Raw genomic sequence first — 1,665 nt, 5'->3', positions numbered from 1 at the left:
GCTGGACCGATTGCGGTCCGCCCCAGACATAGGGCGCGAACTCATCGACGATCAGCGCCCCGTCGCGATGCGCCGCGAAAAAGGCGTTGATATCGCCCGTTGCGAACTTGTCGAGTACCGAGGTGACGGCAGCGGTGGCATCCTCGGCCGGGGTGGCCAGCGCGGCCGATCCCGTCGCCATCATCGTTGACGCAACCAGCAGAGCCACTAATCTCGTGCGCATCGCAACCCCTTGAAAGAATGAGGGGCGACGTTGCACTCGGCCCAACGTCAAGTCAAATGTCGGCCGACACTCGTCTGACTACTACTTGCCCTGACCCGGCCCGCGCTCGTCCGTCTCCCCAATGAGCCGCAACGACCGGTCGGTGTAAAGCGCCGCCAGCCCTGCGTGGCTCTTCTCGACGCGCGGGTCGGTCGCGCGGACTGCGGCGATCGATTCCTCCTCCGCACGCCGCAGCGCATAGTCGACATCCTCGATTGGATCGGTCGGCAGGGGCGTCGGGCTGATCATCTGTACCTCCGGGCGAAAACCCGCCCCCCCGATGCGACCGCCCACCTGAACGCCAAGTGAAGAGTCGGTCGACCCGTTTTTATGCGTCACGCCGCCTCGTCGAGCGGCATGCGGTCGAACAGCCAGTCGTGGAACTGGCTCACCGCCGGCCGCGCCATCCCCGCCGGGGTACAGGCGAACCAATAGCTGTACGGACTGGGCACGGTTTGCGCGAACAGCTGAATTAGCCGGTCGTCGTGCGACCCCGCCAAGTGGCTGCGCATCATGAAGGCGACCCCCATCCGCTCGGCGGCCGCGTCGAGGATCATCTGACCGCTGTCGTAATAGTTGATCGTCGTCGGCGACACCGGGCCGATCCCGACCGCGTCGCACCAGGCCGTGAAATTGTCGGGCATGTCGCGATGAAGAAGCACCGGGACGCCTGACAGCCCAGCCGGGCCGGTCAACGCCTCGGGGCCCTCGGCATAATCACGCGAGGCGACCGCCATGATCACGTCGCGCTTCAGCAGCCGCGAATAATAGCGCGGATCGATGTCGCGGGCGATGACGATGGCCGCGTCGAGGCCTTCGTCGAGCCGACCGAGACGGTTGCCCCCGGTCTCCAGGTCAACGCTGATGTTCGGGTGATGATCGCGCAGCGAACGCAGCGCCGGCACCAGATTTTGCGACCCGAACAGCGACGGCACCGCGACCCGCAGGCGGATTTCCCTGGTTGGCGCGCTTGCCCGCTCGATCGCCGCGCTCAGCGCATCGATATTGGGGGCCAGTTCGGCGAGCAGGCTTTGCCCGTTCTCATTGAGCAACACGCTGTTATGCTGGCGATCAAGCAGCGTCGTACCGATAAACTGTTCAAGTGACTGGATTCGCCGCGTCAAGGCTGGCGGCGACAGCGCGAGCGATTCCGCCGCGGCCTTGAGCGAGCCCAGCCGGCCGACGTGAACAAACGCCTGAATCGCGCCTAACGGCGGCAGTCTGCGCATCTGATCCCCATTGTGCACTGCAACATGTAGAGCGCAAACGAGTTCCAGGCCACCAAAAAAAAGGCCCTTCCGAAGAAGGGCCATTGAAAAGTTTTCAGGAGAGGATGCCGTGTGAACGGCCCACTCCTTCTGCGATCGCGAAGGCTCTGCTGCAACTGCGAAGAATGCAGCCGC

At 64.3% G+C, this 1,665-nt stretch carries 3 protein-coding genes; all 3 read right to left on the bottom strand.

Annotation, left to right across the window (positions count from 1 at the left end):
* On the bottom strand, window positions 1-223 hold a 223-nt coding region (locus RMN84_RS09070), incomplete at its 3' end, for a hypothetical protein (protein ID WP_309611850.1).
* An 81-nt stretch (window positions 224-304) separates the two neighbouring features.
* A complete protein-coding gene (locus RMN84_RS09065; RefSeq protein WP_309611849.1) occupies window positions 305-511 on the bottom strand; it encodes a hypothetical protein in 207 nt (68 codons plus the stop codon).
* 86 nt (window positions 512-597) lie between these two features.
* On the bottom strand, window positions 598-1,491 hold the full coding sequence (locus tag RMN84_RS09060; RefSeq protein ID WP_309611848.1) for a LysR substrate-binding domain-containing protein: 894 nt from the start codon (window positions 1,489-1,491) through the stop codon (window positions 598-600).
* Window positions 1,492-1,665 lie beyond the last annotated feature (174 nt).

It is taken from the genome of Sphingomonas sp. (genome assembly GCF_031380695.1).
GTDB lineage: Bacteria > Pseudomonadota > Alphaproteobacteria > Sphingomonadales > Sphingomonadaceae > Sphingomicrobium.
Note: the sequence above shows the minus strand (reverse complement) of the source record. Positions and strands in the feature narration are given on the sequence as shown.